This is a genomic window from Bacillus sp. RC252, assembly GCF_044909215.1.
GTDB classification, from domain to species: Bacteria; Bacillota; Bacilli; order Bacillales; family Bacillaceae_G; genus Bacillus_A; species Bacillus_A mycoides.
The window spans coordinates 119,078-140,926 of record NZ_JBIYDV010000012.1; the positions used below are offsets into that span (position 1 = coordinate 119,078).

At 34.0% G+C, this 21,849-nt stretch carries 22 protein-coding genes; 6 read left to right on the plus strand and 16 right to left on the minus strand.

The features are described from left to right. Positions 1–80: 80 nt before the first annotated feature. From ABH960_RS17990 to ABH960_RS18015, 6 genes are all read right to left on the minus strand, one after another. Positions 81–1,397, minus strand: a complete 1,317-nt coding sequence (locus ABH960_RS17990) for a GHKL domain-containing protein (protein WP_404447204.1) — start codon at positions 1,395–1,397, stop codon at positions 81–83. Next, the gene (locus ABH960_RS17995; RefSeq protein ID WP_404447207.1) at positions 1,397–2,131 is read right to left on the minus strand and encodes a response regulator transcription factor; all 735 of its coding nucleotides are present in this window, start codon (positions 2,129–2,131) and stop codon (positions 1,397–1,399) included. The genes ABH960_RS17990 and ABH960_RS17995 overlap by 1 nt, the downstream gene beginning before the upstream one ends. A gap of 178 nt (positions 2,132–2,309) precedes the next feature. Further along, on the minus strand, positions 2,310–2,888 hold the full coding sequence (locus tag ABH960_RS18000; RefSeq protein WP_404447210.1) for an HAD-IA family hydrolase: 579 nt from the start codon (positions 2,886–2,888) through the stop codon (positions 2,310–2,312). 27 nt (positions 2,889–2,915) lie between these two features. After that, a complete protein-coding gene (locus tag ABH960_RS18005) occupies positions 2,916–3,494 on the minus strand; it encodes a kinase (RefSeq protein ID WP_404447213.1) in 579 nt (192 codons plus the stop codon). Beyond that, positions 3,494–4,036, minus strand: coding sequence for a GNAT family N-acetyltransferase (locus ABH960_RS18010; protein ID WP_404447215.1), 543 nt, complete (start codon positions 4,034–4,036; stop codon positions 3,494–3,496). The genes ABH960_RS18005 and ABH960_RS18010 overlap by 1 nt, the downstream gene beginning before the upstream one ends. 15 nt (positions 4,037–4,051) lie before the next feature. Beyond that, positions 4,052–4,435, minus strand: coding sequence for a VOC family protein (locus tag ABH960_RS18015; RefSeq protein ID WP_193653841.1), 384 nt, complete (start codon positions 4,433–4,435; stop codon positions 4,052–4,054). Positions 4,436–4,717: 282 nt separating this feature from the next. Between ABH960_RS18015 and ABH960_RS18020 the strand changes: the two genes are divergently transcribed. Beyond that, a complete protein-coding gene (locus tag ABH960_RS18020) occupies positions 4,718–4,966 on the plus strand; it encodes a hypothetical protein (protein ID WP_002013535.1) in 249 nt (82 codons plus the stop codon). 166 nt (positions 4,967–5,132) lie between these two features. Here the strand turns inward: ABH960_RS18020 and ABH960_RS18025 are convergent, their stop codons facing one another. Beyond that, complete coding sequence (locus ABH960_RS18025) at positions 5,133–6,242, minus strand: lactonase family protein (protein ID WP_002185545.1); 1,110 nt, start codon at positions 6,240–6,242, stop codon at positions 5,133–5,135. Positions 6,243–6,433: 191 nt separating this feature from the next. On the opposite strand from ABH960_RS18025, the gene ABH960_RS18030 reads away from it, so the two are divergent. Next, on the plus strand, positions 6,434–6,730 hold the full coding sequence (locus ABH960_RS18030; protein WP_002185543.1) for a hypothetical protein: 297 nt from the start codon (positions 6,434–6,436) through the stop codon (positions 6,728–6,730). Between the two features lie 115 nt (positions 6,731–6,845). Here ABH960_RS18030 and ABH960_RS18035 read toward each other — a convergent pair whose 3' ends face one another. Then, positions 6,846–7,382, minus strand: a complete 537-nt coding sequence (locus tag ABH960_RS18035) for a DUF2812 domain-containing protein (protein ID WP_002137004.1) — start codon at positions 7,380–7,382, stop codon at positions 6,846–6,848. Positions 7,383–7,389: 7 nt separating this feature from the next. Continuing rightward, positions 7,390–7,707 (minus strand): PadR family transcriptional regulator, encoded by a 318-nt coding sequence (locus ABH960_RS18040; protein ID WP_000991891.1) that lies wholly within the window; start codon positions 7,705–7,707, stop codon positions 7,390–7,392. Positions 7,708–7,911: 204 nt separating this feature from the next. On the opposite strand from ABH960_RS18040, the gene ABH960_RS18045 reads away from it, so the two are divergent. The 3 genes from ABH960_RS18045 to ABH960_RS18055 are packed head-to-tail and all read left to right on the plus strand — an operon-like array spanning position 7,912 to position 11,085. After that, positions 7,912–8,841 carry an AAA family ATPase gene (locus ABH960_RS18045; RefSeq protein ID WP_012261180.1) on the plus strand — a complete coding sequence of 310 codons (930 nt, stop codon included), beginning with the start codon at positions 7,912–7,914 and terminating at the stop codon, positions 8,839–8,841. Then, positions 8,838–10,001, plus strand: coding sequence for a DUF58 domain-containing protein (locus tag ABH960_RS18050; protein WP_404447222.1), 1,164 nt, complete (start codon positions 8,838–8,840; stop codon positions 9,999–10,001). The genes ABH960_RS18045 and ABH960_RS18050 overlap by 4 nt, the downstream gene beginning before the upstream one ends. Further along, positions 9,976–11,085, plus strand: a complete 1,110-nt coding sequence (locus ABH960_RS18055; protein ID WP_404447225.1) for a DUF4018 domain-containing protein — start codon at positions 9,976–9,978, stop codon at positions 11,083–11,085. Before ABH960_RS18050 ends, ABH960_RS18055 begins: the two co-directional genes overlap by 26 nt. Positions 11,086–11,153: 68 nt before the next feature. Here the strand turns inward: ABH960_RS18055 and ABH960_RS18060 are convergent, their stop codons facing one another. After that, complete coding sequence (locus ABH960_RS18060) at positions 11,154–12,605, minus strand: MFS transporter (protein WP_012261183.1); 1,452 nt, start codon at positions 12,603–12,605, stop codon at positions 11,154–11,156. 303 nt (positions 12,606–12,908) lie between these two features. Continuing rightward, positions 12,909–14,126, minus strand: a complete 1,218-nt coding sequence (locus ABH960_RS18065; RefSeq protein WP_002190021.1) for an aspartate aminotransferase family protein — start codon at positions 14,124–14,126, stop codon at positions 12,909–12,911. 271 nt (positions 14,127–14,397) lie between these two features. Here ABH960_RS18065 and ABH960_RS18070 point away from each other — a divergent pair, with 271 nt between their 5' ends. Further along, positions 14,398–15,777 (plus strand): catalase, encoded by a 1,380-nt coding sequence (locus ABH960_RS18070; RefSeq protein ID WP_404447228.1) that lies wholly within the window; start codon positions 14,398–14,400, stop codon positions 15,775–15,777. A 125-nt stretch (positions 15,778–15,902) separates the two neighbouring features. On the opposite strand, the gene ABH960_RS18075 is transcribed toward ABH960_RS18070, so the two are convergent. The 5 genes from ABH960_RS18075 to ABH960_RS18095 form a co-directional block, all read right to left on the minus strand. Further along, on the minus strand, positions 15,903–16,424 hold the full coding sequence (locus ABH960_RS18075) for a hypothetical protein (RefSeq protein ID WP_404447230.1): 522 nt from the start codon (positions 16,422–16,424) through the stop codon (positions 15,903–15,905). A gap of 113 nt (positions 16,425–16,537) precedes the next feature. Next, positions 16,538–18,292, minus strand: a complete 1,755-nt coding sequence (locus ABH960_RS18080; RefSeq protein ID WP_404447233.1) for an adenine deaminase C-terminal domain-containing protein — start codon at positions 18,290–18,292, stop codon at positions 16,538–16,540. A gap of 329 nt (positions 18,293–18,621) precedes the next feature. Continuing rightward, positions 18,622–19,788, minus strand: coding sequence for a serine hydrolase domain-containing protein (locus ABH960_RS18085; protein ID WP_404447235.1), 1,167 nt, complete (start codon positions 19,786–19,788; stop codon positions 18,622–18,624). Between the two features lie 452 nt (positions 19,789–20,240). Continuing rightward, positions 20,241–20,747, minus strand: a complete 507-nt coding sequence (locus ABH960_RS18090; RefSeq protein ID WP_404447238.1) for a DUF3902 family protein — start codon at positions 20,745–20,747, stop codon at positions 20,241–20,243. Between the two features lie 349 nt (positions 20,748–21,096). Continuing rightward, a complete protein-coding gene (locus ABH960_RS18095) occupies positions 21,097–21,834 on the minus strand; it encodes a signal peptidase II (RefSeq protein ID WP_404447241.1) in 738 nt (245 codons plus the stop codon). Between the last annotated feature and the right edge of the window lie 15 nt (positions 21,835–21,849).

Consider the following 21,849-nt stretch of genomic DNA (forward strand, 5'->3'; position numbering starts at 1 on the left):
CCTCTTACTTGAAGTGTATAAAAACGAGTGAAGAAAGTATGTAGTTCTTTCCTATTCGGTTTCATTTTCATCATAGATGGTCATTTCATCTCTTTTAATATGAATGTTTGAGTAAAATAAGGACTTACATACGTTGTTTCTAACGTCGCATTATTTGTTTTATTCATAATACGTTTTAATGAGAATAACCCGTATCCTCTAGCCCCTTCTTTACTTGAATGGTTTTTCTCATAAATTTTTTGCAAATCAATTACTTCATCCTTTGAACTATTACGTACAATAAAATATTGTCGTGAATCCATTTCAAAGAATGCGATTTGCAATATCTTTTCCTCACTATGTACTGCCTCTTCAATTGCATTGTCTACTAAAACTGAAATGATGCGAATAAATGAAATGATCGTCATCGAAACAATTTCAATTTTCTCCGGTATATCAAGCATTACTTTTATTTGTTGTTGCTGGGCAGTACCAACTTTCGCTCTCAATACACTTCTCACTTCAGGTATATGTATACGAGATAATTTCGCAAGATCAAGTTCATGATCATTTATTGTTTTTAACGTAGGAGCTATAACGTCATAGTACACTTGCTCAATTTCTTTCACATTTTTCGTACGTATTCCCTCTTCTAACGATAGTAATACATTCATATAATCGTGACGGAAACTAGCAAGCTCATCATGCATATCCTCTAATTTCTCCACATAATCTAATAACTCTTTATCTAAACGTTTTTCATGCTCTTCTTGTAACTTTGCTTTCGATAAATGTGAACTTATAAGTACTATGATGACTAATAATAAAAATACAATAATCGCTGAAATATAACTTACATCACTGTATTGTTGATTTAACTTTGCTAAAAACGCAGAAGATGGCCGAGTTAAAATTAGTTCAATAATAAATCCAACAATTAATAATATATAAGTTACATAGTATAGCCGACTACCTACTATATATTGAGCAATTTTTCGGATTCTTTTCCGAGCTACAAAAATACCGATAAAAGTAAGTGTCGATACGATAAGATGAATAATACTACCTGTCCATAAATATAAATTGAATGTTGTTAACATAAAGATTTTCATTCCTAAATCAAATAGCAACATTTTCACTAACGTTATAATCACCATACTCACTAGTGCAAAATATACATTATGCTTAAATTTCAATTCATTTTGCATTAATCCTAAACTTATTAAAAATAACACAATAGTACTATTCAACTCTGGGTATCTCGTTACTGTTACGACAATAGCTAGTAAAATAATGAATACTGCACTTAAAGCTATTAACATTCTATATGACAATCTATTGTACCGGATTAATTGAATGTATAAAAACGTATGGCTTATACTAGTAAGCAGTATTGCAAATAAATCATAAATATACATTACATCTCACCCTTTAATATGTTACGTACTTTATTCAATAAACGACGTGATACTGGAATACGTTTCCCGCTTTTTAAAACTATCATTTTTTGCTTCGCATCGTAATAAGACATTTGCTTCGTATTCACGATATATGATTGATGACAACGAAATAAACGTTCATCTATTATTTCTATCTCCTTTAATGTTCCATAAAAATAAACGATACGATCTAACGTCACTAATGCTAAACGGTGCGGTTCATCAGTCATAACATATTCAACTTCATGAAACGGAACCCGCACAGTCGCATTACTATTTTCAACGATAAAATCATCAGATGGAATAATATGCTTATTACGCGCTTCATATTGGAGTAAACATTGTTCAAAAACGTTACACCTCTCCTCGTATGGCAACCCTTTATCAATAAAAGTTAAAGCTGATACCATGTATTGATATGAAATAGGTGCAAATTCAGAATGCGTCGTTACAAACACAATAATTCCTTGCGTATCATACTTTCGTATCTCTTGTGCCACTTGTAACCCTTTACGTTCTTCTCTTTTTATCTCTATATCTAAAAAATAGATTGGGATATACTTCGCCTTAGGAATGTTGGTAATGATGTTTTCACTTTTACTAGTTACCTCTATAAAATCAAAAGGCAACATATACTCCTCACAAATCTCTTCAACTAGCCGCTTCATTTGCTGTGCTTGTATGACATCATCTTCTAAAATGAAAATACTCATGTGATCACTCGCTTTATTGAAATCTTTTCATCTATAGATTTATCTATAACTATATAATTCAAATCGTTATACCAATCTCCTCCTAAGTACTAGAAAGTATTAATTTTCTATAGTTTTTATAAAGCATAGAAAATAACCTCTACTTTCAAGCAAAAAGTAAAGGTTTTATTTAAATTATTTATAAAATAACCTCTCTATCAATCACTACGTTAAAAAATTCCGAGTAATGCGATAAAGAATAATCCGCTACATCACAATTCCCTTGAAACATACATGTTGAAATACCTAATTCTTTTGCAGGTAATAAATCTAATTCTTTATCACCAATAGCTAAATCAATACTGTGCTTTTTATGCAAATGATCATAAGATAAAGTGTTCGGTTTTCGAGGGAAACCATCGTCAATTGTAACCATGTCTACGAAGTATTTCTCCCAGCCGTAATGATTTAATATAGATAATACCCCCGCTCTATCTTTATGAGTCATAATTACATTTTTATCGGCAAACTTTAATACCTCTTCCACTTTTTCAAATGGTTTTATATCTTCTATCATAATGCGACTCTCTAATACATCAATTTCACTTAATTGTTTTTTAGATATTTTATAATAATCAATTGCGTGAGAAAATGAAACCTTTAACTTTGTATAGATTTCCTCTTCACTTATTTCCTTCCCTAAAACTTGAGAAAGAATTTTTGTATATACCGGATACGTATCAAATAACGTCCCATCAAAGTCCCACAAAATATTCATTTCATTCACCCTTCTATTTTCTAATCACTAAATAACTAAATCCGCCCTATCCCTCGGCAATTCCGCTTCCAAATAATACTCCTCCGCTTTCCAATACCTACTTTGAAATTTTGAAAGGTTCTTCTGCGTTTCTGGACTTTCACGTAGAAACCTTGTCTCTCTTGAACAATCCAAATACACCATATAATGAAAGAAATCTCTCCATTCTTTTCGCTGCAGAAAAACTCCTTCTATAATTATTACACCTACTAAAGGAAGCTGTATTTCTTTCATTTCACATGAGTCTGTTTCATCATGATAAAAAGGTAATTTTAATTCAATGTCGCTTTGTAACTTTTGAAAAAGGTTTCGCAGCAACCAATCGATATCCCATTGAAGGTTGTAGTACTCATACCACTCTTCAAATCCAGTATTATATCGCTTGTTACGCTCGGTAATATGATCGTCAATATGAAAAATATGAAACGAGATTCCACTTCGTTTCATATTTTCTTCTAATTTTTTAACCAATGTTGTTTTACCCGAACGACTTAGTCCGTCTATACCTATTATAAATCGCTTATCTTTATGTTCCTTAATAACCTTCATTATTTCATTTGTGCTCATTACTTTTGCCAATCTTCTTTTAATAATGAATAAACGACCGTGTCATGAGCAACATCATTTTGAATCATATATTTTCGAAGTAATCCTTCTTCTTGAAATCCGACTTTTGTTAATAAATTACGGGAAGCTTCATTTTCTATATATACAACAGCTGCAATTCTTATAAATTGCAACGTTTCAAATCCGTAAGCTAACATTGCTTGCAGTGCTTCGGTTGCGTATCCTTGCCCCCAATGTGTATCATCTAGCTCATAACCAATTTCAGCTCGTTTATGATGATTGTTAATTAAATGAAACCCACACGTACCAATTAATTGATCCGTTCCTTTCTTCTCTATTCCCCAGCGAAATACGCTTCCCTCTTCATTACGCTTTCTAAACGTTTGAATTGTCGTTTTCGCTTGCTCAATATTTTCGAAAGCATCCATCCCAAAATAACGAATAACGGATTCTTTTGAAAAATAATGGAACATCGTTTCTGCATCTAACAGTGTAAGTTCTCTTAATAGTAAACGTTCTGTCTCTAATTTTGGAAACCCCATCCTCTTTTTCTCCTTCTATTCTAATGAACTACAAATTTCAATATAATTACCGTCTGGATCGGCAATGTAAGCAATTGTTTGTCCCCACGGTTTTACGATTGGCTCAACTAGAACTTTAACCCCTTTTTCTTTTAATTTCTCAATCGTTCCCTTTACATCTTCTACAACAAACCCTAACTCAAAATGAGAAGATTGTAGTACACCTTCTGTAAGAGGTAGTCCCGTTAACTCCTTAACATCCTCTCGTGTATTCATCGCTAAAATTGTTGCTCCTGTTTCAAATTCAATATATGTACCGTGCTCTGCTCTTATTGGTAATCTTAAAATTTCTTTATAAAACTGAAGACATTGCTCAAACTTTTCCACATATAAAATAATGTATTTCATTTTTAAGTTCATAATTATTCCCCCTTAACCTTCACCTCTAAAAATTCGACAAATGTTTTTAAAAACCTTGTACCTTATTGAGATGAGCACAAAAAAATGAGGCCGATTTCTCGGCCCCCCAGCTTATTGGCATAAAACAGGAGATTTGGTTTGGACATAACCAGTTCTTACATTCATTATATTTTATTTTTTCTGAATTTTAAATATAATAAATACCTATTTATGTTGAGAAAGTTTTTTTACTTGCATAAAATCATACCGCTTAAGAAATGCTACAAATGGAGGTGTATACATATGGAACCAATGCTTTGTCCAAGTTGTAAAACGAACCGAACTCGCTTTAATATTCTCGAGCAACAAGTAAAACCAGTAAAATTAAATCCACAAACTGGTCATGTAGAAGAAGAATACACGAATGAAACGATGAACGCTTTTCATATGGCTTATCAAGGACCTACTTACCGCGTCCAATGTGCTGTATGTGGGCTTGTTGAAAACCCAGAACAATTTATAAAACCTGCGCAAAATCAGTCTTTCTCTTAAACATTTCCCTACCCCCTATCAATTTTCTATAGGGGGTTTTTCCGTTTTACGTAAGCAAGGTGGACAATTGCTGTTTAATCAAAGGTCCCTAATTCATCTACATGTCTACTATTCATACACCGTCATATATTTTTCTTTTCCACACAAATATAGCGGCCCAATAGAATCAAAGAACAGCTAAGCCTTGCGACCCAAAGTAAGGAAAATTTGATGAAGCAACAACCTGCAGCCTTACTAGACTACCATCACTTTGAATATTAAATACTGACACTGTGCCCTGATTTCCATTAAGGGTGTAAAAATGTCGTCCATCTTTACTCACTCCAACATCCATCGGAAGACCCGGTGCTGTCCCCGGCGGTGTACTAGTAATATGCCTTACTACTGACAGTACTCCATTGGGGGCGATTTGGTAGGTGGAGATGGTGCCACTTAAAGTGTTCGTAGTGTAGGCAAAACGTTCATCCTTCGTTGTTATAACCCAACAGGCAGTTTTATATCCGTTTTGTACAGAGCCGCTGATTACATGAAGAGTACCATCATTGCTCAATGAATAAGATGACAACGCATTTGAAACTGCTTCTGTAACTAAGAGAATTCCGGACGATAGAAAGTAAGCACCCAATGGGCCTTTACCGTAAGAATCATTAACAATTGGTCCTGTAACCGTACCATCTTTATTTACATGGAAGACACTGAGATGGTTTGATGTAAGCTCGGAGACAACAATTTTACTACCATCCGGGGTGAAGAGAACTTGTGCAGGCTGAGCATTAAAGGTACTGAGAGCATGAGTGGATCGTGGAATAGGTGTAAGGTTTCCCTTATCATCTATGTGAAATCCAGTAATATTTGATGCAAAATTGTTTGCAGCATTACCTACATTGGAGACATAGAGAAGATTATCATACACACCAATGCTATTGGGCTGAGCACCTCCTGATGGCTTTACATCCACGAAAATCGGTACCCCGTTATCTGCTATGATAAAACTACTGATACTATGACTGCCTGCGTTAACTGCAAATAGGAAACGACCATCACGGGACAAAGTCAGAGAACCTTGTGATGCTAGAGGATCTATACCATCGTTTGCCGTTTCTGTAGAAACTTCCTTTATACCAGTACCTCTTCCGTAAGTTCGGTAAGAACCCACAAAGGTGAGCATTCCATTCGTATCCATATGAAAAGAAACAATGTGATTCATTACTTCATTATTAGTCATCATGTATACCATACTCGCACGAGCACGAAAATAATTGTTCATTCTCTGCATTTTATGACTCTCCTCCCTTCATAATTTTATATGGTTCTTTTTCCATTTAAATTCCTATGCAAATGGAAATTGATTTAGAAATATCTCTTACTCATCTCGTAGTTTCTTTAAGTGAAAACCTTATTCACTTCCATATTATATTTTAAACTCCATACTCTTCTGGTAATATTTACATAAGAGAGGTGAAATAAATGATTTTAAATAAAAAGTTAATGATTCCATCTACATTTCTACTATTAACTTGTCACATAGGTATTTTTTACTTTTGGATTTTCGATTGGAAGAAGATAACAACTCCTTACGGTCTAGCTATATGGATTGTTTCTACTGTTTGCGGCTTTTTACTTTATTACCACTTTAAACATCAAAAATCTAATAAAATAGTATTAATCAGTAGTTCATTATTATTAATCGTTTCTTCATCATTTATGATTTTTTTAGGTATTATTACTAGTATTATCTTTGTAACTGTTAGTTCTATGCCTTAAATATACAGTCTTTTATTATGTAAAAAAGAGTGAACAAAAAAAATACATAGAAATGAAAGAAGATGATTCCCGTATAATATCTACGAAATCATCTTCTTTTAAAATCCACTCTTTATTATAATATTTCACTTTTCAATTTCTTAATTTTCCAAGAGATCCTTATAAAGAAATAAACATACATACAACTAACAAGCCCCATCATAACTTTCGCCCACATTGGCACTATTGATTCTGTTGAATTTAAAAATGTGTTAAACATTAACGGTAACATAGCTATTGAAATAAATGCAAAAAATTGTAATAACTCCTTCATTTTTTGCACCTTCGTGTCCTTCTCTGAATATATGTCAGGTAACTCATTTTCCTCTTCTACTTCTTTACAAAAATAATTCCATCTTGTAAAACTCGTTACGCGTTTCCAACCAGACATTTCATATATTTCGAAGTACTCTTGTTGTTTTTCTTTTGAATCTCTATAAACCAATCTAAAATCTGCTTTATATATTACATCTTTCGGCTCAGTTTTCTTAAACGTATACATCATATTATATTTTTGTAACGCCCAGCCTTGCTGATGCATCTTTCGTAAAAAAACTTCTTCTTTTTCTAAATTCCATGCCGTGAAAAATTTAAATACCTTCTTTGTCTCCATCTTCCATTCACTCCCCTAATATACTGTTTCCATTTCTTACAGATCTCTGTAACCTGTTATACTCTAGCTCTAACACTTCTCTCCCAAATGGTGTTAACTCATAGCACTTCTTTCTGTCTGTAGAGGCAACTTCAACAATCAATTTCTCTTTTAATAACTTCGTCGTATTCCCATATAAAGTACCAGGACCGAGTTTTACTTCCCCATTTGTCATCTCTTCTACCATTTGCATAATTCCATAACCATGCATTGGCTTTACAAGTGACAACAATATGTAATATGTCGCCTCAGTTAATGGAATGTATTTTTGCGCTTTCGCATTCATTATAACTACCTCCGATACATCGCTTCATGATATATCGACTCGCGATACATCGTATATCGATATTGTATAATCATATTCCAAAATATGCAATAGTAATTTAATAATTAAATATCTATTTCTTCGGATTAAAAAATCATACCAATTTTCTGAATAATTTGTTAAAATATAGAAATATCCACTTTTATTTTGAAAGGAATGATACATATGATAAATAAATTAAAAGAAAACATAGGATCTGTTTTTGTCGGTAAAGAAAATGTAATTGATTTACTCCTCGTTTCACTGCTTGCTGATGGACATGTACTACTTGAAGACGTACCTGGTACTGGAAAAACATTACTAGCAAAAACAATTTCTAAAAGCATTGGTGGTAATTTTTCTCGCGTTCAATTTACCCCTGATGTACTTCCGAGTGATGTAACAGGTATTGAATATTTCAATCCAAAAACTAGTGAATTCGAATTAAGACTTGGACCAGTTATGACAAATATACTACTCGCAGATGAAATTAACCGCGCGATGCCAAGAACACAATCTAGTTTGTTAGAAGCGATGGAAGAACGACAAGTAACGCTTGAAAAGCAGTCTACTCCTCTTCCGAAACCGTTCTTTGTTATTGCGACGCAAAACCCGATTGAATCACAAGGAACTTTCCCTCTTCCAGATGCACAACTTGATCGTTTTTTAATGACGATTTCAATTGGTTATCCGTCTCCTGAAGATGAATTAAAAATGATGCGCCGTTTTCGTAACAATGCACCGTTAGAAAGCGTCACATCTGTCATTTCTTTAGAAGACATTTTAGAAGCACAAAAACAAGTGAAAGAAATTTTCGTATCAGAACCGTTAGAACATTACATTATTAAGCTTGCTCACGCTACAAGAAATCATGATTACATTGCTAACGGTGTAAGCCCGCGTGCTACATTAGCTTTAGTACGTGCCGTTCAAGCACTAGCCTTTTTACGCGGCAGAGAATATTGCACACCTGAAGATATACAATTTTTAGTTCCTTCCGTTTGGAATCACCGTATCGTCTTGTCAATGGAAGGAGCTTTACGTACGACAAAAAATGAATTAATGCAAAGGATTTTAAAAGAAGTTGACGTACCTGTGGAGATTGAACAAGCATGAATGGACAGCGCGTTGTAACTGTACCTTTATTTTTTCAAATCCACATTATTCAATTAACTGTGCCCATCGCTTTACTTTTTACGTTTTTTCTGCCCCAACGAATTATTATGTTTCTCTTTTTCTTCTACTATTTATTTGCGATTTTCATTTATAAATATGTCGCTTACATAGAGAAACGGTTTCAAATTATAAATGAGAAGCACACTACACGTCTTTTCCCAGATGAATCGGGACAATTTTATATTCATTTAAAAAATGGTGCAAATATACCACTCGTTAATGGAGTTTGTTATTTTCATTTAAATTCGTCCCTTATACCGCATAAGGATCAAGGGATTGAACAAATATCAAAAACGTTATTTTCTTTCCCATTTTCACAACCTGCTCATTCAGCGCAAAAATGGGATTTAACATTAACCGCAACGAAGCGTGGTGTCTTTCAAATTGAACAGTTCGAATGTGTTTTAAAAGATCCTTTTCATCTTTTAACTATACATTTACCTGTTTTCGATAAGTTAAAGGCTGAAATTATTGTGTACCCTTCTCCTAAAGAAGTAGCCGGTTTACAAGAACTTCGGCAATTATTAACAGGTTCGTATCGAACGAATTTCTCTTTTTACAATGATGAAACATCCATTATCGGTGTAAAGCGCTACGAGCGTGAATCTTTCCGCTCTATTCATTGGAAAGCATCTGCTAAAATGCAGGCGTTACAAGCGAAGCAATATGAACCTGTAAAAAATTATAGTTGGACAATTTGTCTTTCTTTAGCTGCTGATCGTGGGTTTGGTTGGAAAGAGAATGTAGAAGACCTTATTTCATTTACAACGTACATTTGTCAATTCGCAACGAAGCATCAAATTCCGTTTGAGTTATTTATTAGTGTTTTAGCAGAAGGTGGCCCTTTGCTTTTACCATTAAACGAAGGACAAACACATTACGCCAAAGCGTTAGAAGAATTAGCACGTATTTCAGATGATAGTACGCTACTTCCGAAACAAGGATTTCTTCACTATGTAACGAGAAAAAGGGAACGCTCATCTACAATGATATACATTGGTTTGCAGAAAAAGGAGCTCCCTCTTCTATCTCAGCCTACGTTCCTCATTAATAATGAAGGGATGGTGGAAAAGCTTGAAAACTTGGCTCTATCACGTTAATGACTTTATTCTACTCCTCCTTCTTTCATTATTAACGGAAAGAAATGAACTCATTGGTATTGCTATATTTTTAGTGACCGGTTATGTAGGAGTATTTCTTATTCATAAATTTATGAATAAAAAAACAACAGGTTTTGTAGTACTGTTAGTTATTCAAATAATCGGTTGTTCTTTATTTCTACCTTTCTCTATTTTAGGCACAATATTATTACCACTGTTTTTCTTTATCGTACACTCTGTTGGACCGGGATATCCAGTACAAAAATCGTTAGGCGGTATTGTATGGTTTGTCGTTTCAGCTATATTTTATGCCCCCTTTCCGCCATTGTGGAAATTGTTACTATTAACTTTACACATTATGATTACATTTTGGTTAACAGGTTCCAATCGTAATCAACAGCTATTACGTTTCACTTCTATTATTACGATTGGAATAATTAGCGCTTTACTTATTCCGGTATTTCCTTATATTCGGCTTCTTTTTTCCTATATCATACAAGTAGTTGCCTTAGGATTTGGTTATGCTTTAAATCCATTGTTCTCGGCAGCTGCATTAAAAGATACAGACGACTTTTGGTCGAATAAAGGAAATTTAAAAGATTCTCAAATTAAAGAGGAATTGGGGCAGCGTCCTTTTGATCCAACTCTCATAAATAGCATTACAATAATAGCCTGTACAGCCATCGCTATTTACGTCGTTTGGAAAATAGTAAAAAAACGAAAACATTTAAGTTTACCAAATATGCCTGTCTTTGAATCTACAATCATTACTGATAAAGAAGGCATTAGCCAAAAACGGTTCAAACGAAATAAACCACCAAATAACGAAATTCGGAAAGAAATTTTCAAACTTGAGAGTAAACTATCCCCTCCTTTAAATCGTGAACGAGGAGAAACTGTTGAAGCTTGGTTAGAAAGAATAAATCTTGAAGAAGAGGTAAATATTCAGAGTCATATTATTATAGACGCGTATAATGTAGTGCGTTATTCAAATGGTGAAAACACTGTACTTCTGCATGAATTTAAGGAAGAGGTTTATAAGCTTTATGCGTATCAGAAGAGTTTGAAGAAGAAGAGAAAATGATGTACACAAAAAGACTCCTATTAAACTAGGAGTCTTTTTGTGTACAAGTCCACGTTGCTTTTCACAAATTATGCTTTTTTTCCTGCTTCAATTTCTAAAGATTCTTCATGCCACCAAAGTGTTTCTTCAGGATCCTCTTTAGCAATTTGATGTGCTTCTTTTTTCGATTCTACAGTAGGGTAAGAACCTTTTAGTGCACGTCCTGATGTTGTGACAAACAGTACACTAAACACAATTAATCCAATTACACTTACACCTGTTAAATAAAATGCTGGTGCCAGTGGATTACCAGTAGCATGAACTAAGTATGAACATACAAGCGGCGTTGTACCACCGAATATAGATACAGAAATATTAAAGGAGATAGAAAGCGCACGATAACGTACATCTGTGAAAAAGAGTGCTGGTAATAACGAAGGCAATGTTCCTTCATATACACTAAGGAAGAAACCTAAAATGAAAATACCCGCAAACATGGCTACAATATGTCCGTTACCAATTAATAAAAATGCTGGAATTGAACATAATGCTAAACCGAGTAAACCAATTTGTACTACGCGTTTATTACCTACTTTATCACTTAATTTACCGAAATAAAGTGCTAGTGGAATCATAAGTGCCATCGTAATTGAAATAATTAATAAGCCCGTTGTTTCTTTGACTTTTAGTACTTGTGTTAAATAAGAAGGAATATACGAAAGGATCATATAGTTTGTAATGTTAAAGAAGGCAACAATTACTGTGCTTAATAAGAAGTCTTTTTTGTGATATTTTAATATATCCATAAATGAAAATTGTTCGTTGTCTTCAGATTCCTCTTGTGCTTTTTCCATCTCTTGAAAGATTGGAGATTCATCTAAATGACGTCGTAAATATAAACCGACCAAACCAATTGGTGCAGCAATTAAGAAAGGAATACGCCATCCCCAGCTGAGCATTTGCTCATCTGTTAATAATAACGTTAAAATGGTAACAATTACCGAGGCAGCAATGTAACCTGAGAGTGTTCCAATTTCAAGACCACTACCGAGTATACCACGCTTTTTATCTGGAGAAGATTCTGCGATATAAACCATTGCTCCTGAATATTCGCCGCCTGTAGAGAAGCCTTGAATCATTCGAGCAATTAAAAGTAGTATTGGTGCCCATACACCAATTTGTTCATAGGTTGGTAGTAATGCGATGAATAATGTAGAAAGTGCCATTAAAATAATAGTTGTACTTAAAACAATCTTTCGGCCATACTTATCTCCTATTCTACCAAAGAAAATACCTCCGATTGGTCGAACGAGAAAGGCCGCTGCAAATGTACCAAATGTAAGTACAAGTTGCAAACCACTATTATCCACACCTGAGAAGAATAGTTGACTTAATATTACCGCTAAATACGCGTATAATCCAAAGTCAAACCACTCCATTGCATTCCCTATGCCAGTAGCAATAACTGCTTTTTTCGCTTGTTTAGAATTGACAATATTAACGTCTTGAGGTTCAAAATTCAAATCATTATTTTGTTGCATATAGTAAAACAGCCCCTTATTTAATTTAACTTCTTTAAGCACACCTTCTCTTACTAGAATAAATTCAATACGAAGCACTTAAGGAAAAGCAACGTCTCCTTATCTGTTATTATTGTTTCACATAATTAATTATTTGTCCAACGAGATGCTTCCTAGATTAAGTAATTTACTATTTTAAAAAGCTGAAGAAGGCGCTATACGAGTACCTTTTTCAGCTTTTTATTTTAATACGTAAATTTATTTTTTTCACCCCTATTTTCTTCCTATTTGAATTAAAAATAAGGTGCGTTTTTATAAAGTTTTTTAAACACTCGCTATAGCTGATAAGCTATGAATACAGGAGATAAACTCATAAATAAATGCATCAATTTCTTCTTTAGTAATTATATATGGAGGAAGTAAACGGATGATGTTCCCTTGTGTAACATCAACTAACATTCCTTTCTCCATTAGCTCCACCTGTAATTTCTTAACATTTTCATTCTTATCATTCAAACTAATTCCAAACATCATTCCAGCATGACGTACTTCCTGAATATAATAAGAATTTTCTTTCTGAATTTCTTGCAATTTATCATTTAGATAGTGTGATGTTTCATACGCTTCTTGCATTAAACCATCGTCAATCAATGTATTTAAAACCGTTAACCCTAAAGCCGTTCCCATTGAAGAATGAGCAAACGTTGTGCCGTGATCTCCTGGTGCAAATACATCACATAATTTTTCACCTACAATAATTCCGCCAAGCGGTATCCCGCCTCCTGCTCCTTTACCAATTTGAATAATATCCGGTGTAATATTGAAATTTTGATAAGCAAATAGTTTACCAGTTCTCCCCATACCACTTTGAACTTCATCAACGATAAGAATGACATTATATTTATCACATAAGTTTTGAACACCATGTAAATATTCACCCGATAAAGGGTATATCCCCCCGCTACCTAATACAGGCTCTAGCATAATCGCAATTGGATTTTCTTTAACAATTGTTTCTTCTAATTGCTCTATATTCTCGCGCTCTACTTCATATACAGGAATCGATGTTTTAGGGAAATTTTGATATACACTTTCTTGTCTCGTAAAATGAAGTGCCCCTAACGTACGCCCGTGGAAGCTATTCTTCAGCACTACGATTCCTTCACGTTCCTCATGCGTATTCGCTCTATATTTATCAATTAATTTCAACGTTGTTTCTGTCGCTTCCGTACCAGAGTTTGTAAAAAAGACTTTTCCATTTTTTAAAGAGCAATCAACTAATTTCTTTGCATACTCAATCGCAACTGGATTTAAAAAATGAAACGGAAGATGCAGAGACTTCGTAACTTGCTCCATTGTCGTTTGCACGATTTTCGGGTGATTATACCCTAATACGTTCACTCCGACACCAGAAAATAAATCTACATACTCTTTACCATCCACATCATAAAGCTTGCACCCTTCTCCTCTTTCTATTGCAACCTTCGTACGACAATACGTAGGCATCATATATTCTTTATCTAATTGAAACCAATCCGACATTTTAAATTCCTCCTAGTTATTTTCCCTGTTTATTTATGTTCATTCTCTATAAAGTCATGTATAAATTCATTTTTAAGATTGTAATTTTAATAGTAATTTTCTTCCCGATATTCATTTTTCCATAATTTCTTCTATTTCAACAGGTCCACTACATACACGTTTTTTTCATCTAGCGGTCTGTTACTATTTTGAACTTTGCGTTTCATACATAATCAAGGCTATAAAATCATATTTAGTAACAATGGAAAAAAAAGATTTGGAGGCTATATCGATGGATGAAAACTATGATAAACAGGGACAATCTTTACTAGGGAAAGGCTTTAATGAAAATGGAGAACGTAATGAACAAGCTATACTTCACTCTCAAACAGTTGGTTCACGTGGACCTATTTTAAAGCAAGATAATGTACTGCACGAGGCGTTACAAGAATTTATTCATGAAAAAATTTTAGAAAGACCTGTTCATGCAAAAGGATTTGGTGCATTCGGTTATTTTCAAACGATATATCCGATGTCTGAACATACAAAACTAAGCTTTTTACAAAATTCTAATGAGAAAATTCCTGTTATGGTTCGATTTTCATTAGCTGTTAGTACGAAAGGAACACCTGATACTTCTAGAAATGTAAGAGGTTTTGCTACAAAATTTTATACAAAAGAAGGCGTATTTGATCTTTTATGTAACCACCTTCCTGTCTTTTCTGTTCGTGATCCGATGCGTTTCCCTGAAACTATTAATGCGTTATTGCCTTCACCTAAAAATAACTTAATAGACCCTGATAGATTTTGGGATTTTGTTGCTAGAGCACCCGAATCCATTCATTTTGTTGTCCGTTTATACTCTGATGCTGGTACGGCAAAAAGTCTTCGCCACATCCCAGGACATAGTGTAAATACATATGTTTGGAGAAATGCTCAAGGTTATCGAAAGTATGTAAAGTATCATTGGTATCCATTTGAAGGTGTACAATTCATTACAAGTGAGGAAGCAAATAAACTGGCCGCCGAAAATCCTGATTATAGCGGGAAAGATTTATACGATGCAATTGAGGCTGGTAAAGCAGTGGAATATGGTTTATATGTCCAGCTCATGGATCCTAAAGATGAAACACACCTTTCTTATGACCCTTTAGATGATACAAAAGTATGGGATGAAAAGGAGTATCCTCTTATACCAGTAGGCAAAATGGTATTAAATAAAAATCCTGAAAACTATAAAGAACAAGTAGAAAAAGTCGCTTTCTCCCCTTCTAATTTACTAGACGGTGCAGAACTATCAGATGATAAAATGCTACAAGGTCGTGCTAACATTTATAGTGATTCTCAAAGAAGAAGAATTGGACCTGAATTTCGTAAAATAGCGATCAACCAACAGCAAAATTGGACACCTGCTAATCAAGCAACTAGCGGTGACGGAAGATACGTTGAAGGAAAACTTGAAAGAGCTTCTATAACTAAGCAAGACGACTTTGGGCAGCCTGGTGAATTTTATGCGAAGTTACAACCGATAGAAAAAGAACATCTTGCCGAAAACTTAGCTAGTGATTTGAAAGTTATCTCCGATGATATAAGAAAGGTAGTTTTAGGGTATTTCCATGAAGTGTCAGCTGATTTGGCAAAGAGGATTGAGAGTGCGATGCAAAGGCTTTAAGAATATAAAAAAACGTCATTTTTAATGATTAAAATGACGTTTTTTTATGGCGAACTTATTTGTGATTTCTATCGACCAATGTACATTTATTAACGAAATCTTTCCCCTTCAAGATTTTCGTCATCTCATTTCATATTATGGTACTCATTTCTTTTTTCCAGATAATCCTTTTCACATTGTAACGGCTTGTATTCCACGATTTTCCCTTGCTTCTTTTTCGTTTCGGTAACAATCCATTCCCCTTTTTCAAGGTTTAGGCGTTTCATTACATTAGTATCGTCTATTTCTTTATAAAGTAAAAATGCTTCTTGCGCCTTCACAAATAATCTAGGCTCTCCCCTATATCCACCACTATCATAAACTTTAGTTAGCGAATTATAATAAGAATCATTTTCCCTTCCGCCATACATCAAATGCGCAGCCTCTAGGTCTCTTTTACTAATTTCCCAAAAACTATTTCCATCAATCTTTAAATCAAATGTAGATATAATGTCATTCATAATGTTTTTCACATACTTTTCATCACGAATTTTACTTTCTTCCAGACAATCCGAAGATAACCTTGGTGCATTTGACTGAGAATGTACCACATGCTGTATAGATACGCACAAAATAAATACACTTAAAACATACAATAGTTTTTTCATATTTAAGTATCACCTCAAATGATTTAGATACTATATTATTTGAGGCTTAGGATATTCTTATGCTAAGAATGAGAAAGGTCCTATAAAATAGACTTTTTATAGGACCTTTCCTTTTAATATTGATTTATCAGTTTCATCGGCGAAGCAAGTACCTTACTACTTTTCACATCATATAATCCTATAGGTGTTACCCGTATAAAAGGCAAGTGCGTCGCAGAAAAGAATAAAATCGTAAATGCCGGATCGTCATACGCGTAGCCACGCTCTTGCAATAATTTCACCATCTGTTTTTCTTCCTGTATTAATTCACTCATTTTTAAATTAGACATAATCCCGAGCAATGGTAATGCTATTTCGTGTAATACTTCATTCTTTTCAGCTATTACCATTCCCCCGCCAAGCTCTTTTACCCTATGAAAAGCTGTAAGCATATCTTCTTTACTCTTTCCAATGAGGATGATGTCACCTGTACCGGAATAGGAGCTAACAAGGCCTCCTAATTTATTTGCAAAGCCTTTTACAACTGTATTCACTCGCCAAGTACCATCACGAGCAATCATCATAAGGAAACACTCATCATGATCTAGAGAAAGTTCCTCACCGTTTAAGTCGATTTCAGTTACATATGGTTTTGAAATAACATCATTTAATAATTTTATACCTGTTGTTTCAGAAAAAATCATATCTTCTTTCTTTAAAGACCAGTCTAATGATAATGGAGTTACTTTGAATTTACTCCAGTCTATATGTAATGATGCATTTTTGTTTATTCCGTCACGCTTCATCCACTTACCCTTTGCAATTACACTTATTGGAATCGGATTTTCTTTACTTTCCAAAATATTAATATTTGCAATTCTTCCTGTCGCGATCGCGCCGTGTAAATGCTCCATATTATAATAACAAGCAATGTTATAGCTTGCCATATTATAGGCATCAATTACTGGTATTCCTTGCTTTATCGCGATTTCTATCATCCTATTCGTCATTCCGTTTTCATAAAATGACGGATGTGAACCATCTGTTGTGAACATGAATCTATCAAATTGCTTGACACCTAATTCCAGCAATTCTTTCAGTAAAACTTCTAAATCTGGACGGATAGAAGAGTTTCTAAGAGTAACGGTGTAACCTTGCATAAGACGTGTTAATGCTTCCTGCCCCGTCATCGCTTCATGATCGCAATCAGTACCTAGTAACTTTAACTTCGCTAACGTTGATTCAGACGCACCGGGAAAATGACCTTCTACTTTTTTCTGCAACCGCTTTGTTTCCTGCACCCAATGTAACATTTCATCATCGCCATTTAATAGTTTTGGCCATGCTGTTAACTCGCCGCCCTGAAGAACATCTTCATGCTTCAGCCACTCCATTATTTCTTCACTATTAAATAAAGATTCCCCATTTTGTAGTTCAGTCTGTCCATCAAAACGACACCACCAATACATACTTGCCGGAATCTTTTCAAATTCATCTAATAAATGAAATGCTTCTTCACGTTGTAACGTGAAGAATAAAGTTAAATTATCATTAATAAAAGTTGTTGTCCCAAACTGCATCGCATGATTCGCTAAAGTTTCTGGATTATACAATTGATATGGATGTGCATGCGGTTCAATGTAACTAGGAACTACATACTTTCCATCACAATCAATCACTTCACATTCATGTAGTTGCTCTGGTAGTTTTTCTCCTACATATATAATGCGGTCATCATAGATCCAAATATTTGCTTGCACCCACTCGCGCATATAGGAATTTAAATATGTTGCATTCTTGAATAAAATGTGCGGGCTTCTTGTGCCATCTATTACTTCAACATGTTCTCGTAATTGTGTGTTACTCCATCTAAACTGATTTTGTCCCAATGTATTTCACTCCACATCAATTTACTTTTATTTATTAATACAAAAAATAATTAACTAACTAAAGTATTATCCATTCATAACTCCCCTGTATATCCCCTATACCCTTTATTATATGTAATAATTACAAAAATAACAATTTTCAAAATTCGCGATATATCTCTTTGATCCAAAATAAAAAAGATGTCATGCAACTGACATCTTTTTATACTAGACTATAAGATTGAATTACACTTGTATCCGTATTTATGTTCTACATATACTTGATTGCTGCCATACCATGAATGCTAATACTGTCCTTTAAAGCAGTATTCCATTCGCTTTCTTTTCATCTATTTCTTAAATTCAATTTGCATCATTTTATTAAACTGTGTAAAAACATCCATCGCACCTAAAGAGTTAATATTGGCAGCTAATGTATGTTTGCCTCCCATTACTCCGCCAACAAAAGTTGTAAATCCAGGAATTGCCCCTCCGTGACCCCAAACTGAAACACCGTTTGGAAGTTTAGTCTCATAGATCCCAAGGCCATATCCATCACCAACACCTTTTCCTTCTATAGGAACTGTAGTAAGCATTTCTTTTAGCTCACGTTCTTTCAGTAACTTACCACCAAGTAAAAATGAAAAGAATTTATTTAGATCGTCCGCATTAGAAATCATATCTCCAGCTGAATTAGCTAAACTCGGATTATAATACGTCATGTCTTTCAATTCACTTGTTTCTTCTATTTTCATATACCCACGAGCATGATCCTTTCCTGGAATAACGGGTGAATTCCCTGGTAAAAACGTATTTGACAGATCCAAAGGTTCAATAATTCGCTTTTCAATTTCTTCCGCATAACTATTTCCAGTTATTTTTTCAATAAGCATTCCCAATATCACGTATCCTGTGTTTGAATACAGCCATCCCTTACCTGGTGAAAAATCTGGGGGTAGAGAAAGTCCCATTTTCACTATTTCTTCTGCTGTATACGTTTTTCTCGAATTCATTATGTCAGCGTCTTTTGACTTTAAGTATTCAGCTATACCACTCGTATGATTCAAAAGTTGACGTATCGTAATTTGATTGCCATCATACCCATTTCCTTGAATGAGACCGGGTAGCCACTTTTCAATTGGATCGTCAAGTTGCACGCGATTTTCTCCTACTAATTGAAGAACAGTCGTAGCGGTAAAAGTCTTCGTCACACTCCCAATCCGAAAACGATAATCCGATTTCATTGTTTTCTTTGTATTTAAATCCGCGACGCCAGCAGTATAACTACTAATCTTTCCATTGTTAGACGTCTTCGCTAATATTCCTGGGGTTCCAAGCTGAACTGTTTCCTGCATTACTTGTTTCCAACCATTTCGGTTCTTTTGATCATGTGATTGTGACGGACTAGATAAATTTTGAACAGACTCTGCTTTCACAGTAAAACCTGGTGTGAATAGAGTAGTACCCGCTAATAAAACTGCCAAACTTGCTAACTTAATTGAATTACATTTTTTCATAAGGCTCCCTCTCCTCTATTAATATCGGATTAATTCAAGTTATACTTTAATCCTATATGATAAAACTCTCTTTTTTCTTATCCATTCCTTACGAAATACTTACGTTCAAATTTTGATACGATAAACTGCGAAAGAGCTATGCATGAAAATAAAAAGGGCATATAAAATAAGGACAGCCACTTAACTGCCCTTATTTTCATTTCACCTCGTCTTTATTATTTTTAAGATGATTCATTAATTGCGTTCGTTTCAAAGGTACATATATGTTTGTTCCAGTAACATATCTTTTTCCCAATCGAATTATCTTATAAATTTAAGGAGTTCATATTAATATTAACAATAAAAAAAGAACGTGTTTTCAATTTATCAAAACACGTTCTCTTACATACTTAAAATCCTATATCAACTTTTTATTTCATTCACTTCTTTAAACTACTAATCTTTATTCAGTTTTACCATCCTGCACTAGCATTCATACCATTTCCAATAATAGTAAAAAACAGTGGCCACAATACTGGTCCTAACGTAAGAAGTAAACTTAGAAGTATAAGTAATCTATATACCCCGGGGAAATTTTGATCTTTACGATTTACAAATACTAAAATAACTAATAATATTATGGTCGTTAAAAATAAAAGTAGAATTAGCAGCCAATACCAAACCATTAAACTGAGACTCCATGGTGTTAATAGCTCGTGTATTATACCAAATATGATTCCTAATACTCCAAAACTAAAGGTAGTAACTGTTGATTTTATAAGCACTATATTTAATGTTTTTTCGTATGTATTTTTACAATATAAATCTATTAAAGTGTATAAAGATAAATATGCCATTAATACACCTATCCAAGACAATAACCAGTCTCCGCCTCCTCTAAATAACATGAACAGCAACCAACACATCCCTACTGCAGAAAAAGCAAAGGAAATAAGTATGCTTTTCAATACCGGTTTCATTATATTTTCACACCCTTAAAAATAAATTATAAGTTTTTACTAAACTCATGTAATTTTTTATTAACATGCTACCCGTTAATCGTTTAGCTCTAATGCATCCTTTTTTCATTCTATATTAATAAAACAAAGATATACTCATGAACAATTAAAGAAGCAATACTCTACAAAGAGTTCCATATAGCTTGTATATTCTTTTTCCATTGGTAGAGATATTTAAAAATTAAGTATACATTAACATGCAATTAAATATAAGTAAATAAAATTAATTTGCAGCTAATTTTATTTACTTATATAACTTTCATATTCAGATTAACTCAGCCATCATTTTATTTTCATATAGTACATTCTACTATTCACATCGCCCTTTTCCATCCCGCTCTATCCACCGTATAGTCTTCTTAACATCTAACTCCGTATACGTCTTTTCACCATAACGAACAGACTCATATATCGGAATAATATCTCTCGTTCGACATATTCGTTTTAACCATTGTTGTATCGTTTCATAAGACCTTCTCTGTTCATGAAATGGTAAACTTCTTTCCCATTCAACTAACGTTTTCCTTATCATATCTGTAGGTAACGGTTGCTCTAACTGATGAATGACTTTTTCATCCTTTACAGTTCTTACCGTATTCTCTTTTGTTACAGATTGTTTCTCCTGCTCTATTTCTGTTTTCGTCAACCTTTTCCTAATAGATTTGTAGAGAAAATATATACTTGCCACTGCGATAATCATATAAAACGCTATAGTAATCCATGAATTTGAAAGCACAGAAAATACGTCTCCCCATGACCTTTCTCGTTCGAAAGGTGGAAATTTCCTATCCGTTGTCGTTCTTATACCTATATCTCCTGTTTCTTCATCTATAAATCTTGCAGAATCATCATACGGTTCGTCTTTGCTTATAAAGTTATAATTCTTTTCCGATCTGGTCTCAGTCTCACTAAAAAAACGCTCTTTTACTATGTCTTGTACATGCACAATACCTTGTGATAACATGATCGCACTAATCGCAAAGAAAAGCATGATTAAAGCTTTTACACTCCAAAACTTCACCTTCATATGCCGCTTTTTATTCAACATGACATAAGCCCTTTC